4 protein-coding genes are annotated in these 2023 nt (G+C 48.7%); all 4 read left to right on the forward strand.

The features are described 5' to 3' along the window. On the forward strand, positions 1 to 360 hold a 360-nt coding region (locus HMPREF9429_RS03645), incomplete at its 5' end, for a hypothetical protein (protein WP_006941754.1). Between the two features lie 54 nt (positions 361 to 414). Continuing rightward, positions 415 to 831: a hypothetical protein gene (locus HMPREF9429_RS03650; protein WP_006941755.1), complete on the forward strand. Its 417-nt coding sequence runs from the start codon at positions 415 to 417 to the stop codon at positions 829 to 831. 38 nt (positions 832 to 869) lie between these two features. Then, complete coding sequence (locus HMPREF9429_RS03655) at positions 870 to 1121, forward strand: hypothetical protein (protein ID WP_006941756.1); 252 nt, start codon at positions 870 to 872, stop codon at positions 1119 to 1121. Between the two features lie 12 nt (positions 1122 to 1133). Then, the coding region (locus HMPREF9429_RS03660; RefSeq protein WP_006941757.1) for a hypothetical protein at positions 1134 to 2023 on the forward strand (890 nt) is incomplete at its 3' end.

The raw sequence follows: 2023 nt of genomic DNA on the forward strand, positions 1-2023 counted from the left end.
GACCACAGCTATAGCGGGGTATCTACGCTAAAAGTTACCTTTGAAGGCAAAAACGGCATTTCAGACGTACAGAAACTGTCGACGATACCGGCTCTTAGCATGACCACGAGTACCGTTTCGAAAGCGGCCATGACGGACGTCTCCATTACGATTACGCCGCCGGAGGCCAACGTTCGTACGGTTGTCATGGCAGACGGAACCAGACTTTATCAGGAAGTTGATTATACGTATAGTCAAGGAACGCTAAAGCTTTTAAAAAATGGAGCTATGAAGGACCATCTGGTAATGGGGGACAACAACATTACGATTACGATTACAGCAGACGTCAAGCTTACGTATAAGCTCAAATTAACGGCGTAAGAAGTAAAGAGCGGTCGAAAGGCCGCTCTTTTTTACGATAGGAGGAACCTTACGATGAAAACCACACGGACGTTAACCGTCGGTGATAACCGATATGAAGCCTATCTTACCATTAAAGATATGCGCATGGTGGAAAGAGAAATCAACCAGTCGCTCTTATCCATCTTTGATGCAAGCTCCCTTGCGGTCATCTCTCGCATGACGGCCAATCTCGGTATTGACCTTGTTATGGCCGTTCTCAGATTTGCCATTCACGACGAAAAGCAGGGGAAAAGGTCTGACGATGAGTTATACGACCTTATTGATGAGTATTGCTCCATCGAAGGGCAGACGATGGATGATTTAGGCGGGTTTGTGATACAGCTCATTTTCGACACAGGGCTATATAACAAGGTGAAGTTTCATCCGGGTACGGAAAAAAACGCCAAACCGACGACGTCGAAGACGGCACGGTCGTCGTCGGCTCGATAGAAGCCTGGATTGAAAACGCGGAACCGGTGGCGTACGGGATGCTTAGCCTTAAGCCGCGTGAATTTGAGGAACTTCAAATTCAAGAGTTTAACGCCATGGTGCAAGGGCATCTCAGGCGAAAGAGAAAGCAAGATGAGATGCAAGCGTACTTTACCTATTGGCAGTTACTGCCTCAGCTTGGCAGTAAGACGTCGATTACTCCGGCCGATATTTTAGCGCCGCTGTATCCGGACGTAAAGCCCGATCCGAAAGAAGAACGAAAAGAATTACTAAAGGTATTTGGTATGTAAGGAGGATAGCCAATGACCACAGTTGCAGATTTACTGATTAAGATAGGAGCCGACGGCAGCGGGCTGTCCTCTGAGCTTGGTAAAACCAAGCAAGAAATCCAAAAGACGTTCTCGACAAATCCGATAAACGAGTTCTCGGGGAGCGTGGATACCGCAACGGGTAAGGTAAACGCCATGCTGGGAACGCTTACGAAGTTTGCAGGCGTGGCAGCCGCGGGCTTTGGGTTAAATGCCATTATTGAAAGCGCTGTCAATGCCGGTGAATCTTTGTACCAGGTGCAGCAACGGTTTAATTTAACTGCTGCAGAAGCCGCCAAACTTTCGGGCATTTTAAAGATGACAGGCGGCGATGTAGAGACGGCTGCTAAGTCTATTATGCGTCTTGATAAGAACCTCGCCAATAACACGGCAGAAGGAAAGAAGGCGGCTGCCGTCTTGTCTCAAATGGGGCTGTCTCTTACGGACTCAACGGGCAAGATGAAGCCCATGAACGAGCAGCTGGAGACCTTGGCCAAAGGCTATCGGGCGGCTAACGAAGCCGGACAAGGCCAAGAGTTCTTAATGGCCACACTCGGCACAAGAGGGCTTGCGCTAACGAAGACCTTACTCAACTACGAAGAAGCCGCCCAGCGGGTTTCCAAAATAAAAGGGGTCGGTCTTGATCCGAAAGAAATGCACGAAGCCTATATGCAGATGCAAGAGGTTAATCTGCAGTTTGGTAAGTTAAAAACCGTGGCCGGAGGGGCTTTGGCTCCGCTTGCTATGGAGATTTTACCGCAGGTTATGGAAGGGCTTTCGTGGACGGCCACAAAGGTTAAAGAAAATAAAGACGCCATTGCAACGACAGTCGTTACACTGACCAAATTGGTGGCTGCGTATGAGGCGTTAAAGCTGGCTAAAAA

This window comes from Megasphaera micronuciformis F0359 (assembly GCF_000165735.1).
GTDB classification, from domain to species: Bacteria; Bacillota; Negativicutes; order Veillonellales; family Megasphaeraceae; genus Megasphaera; species Megasphaera micronuciformis.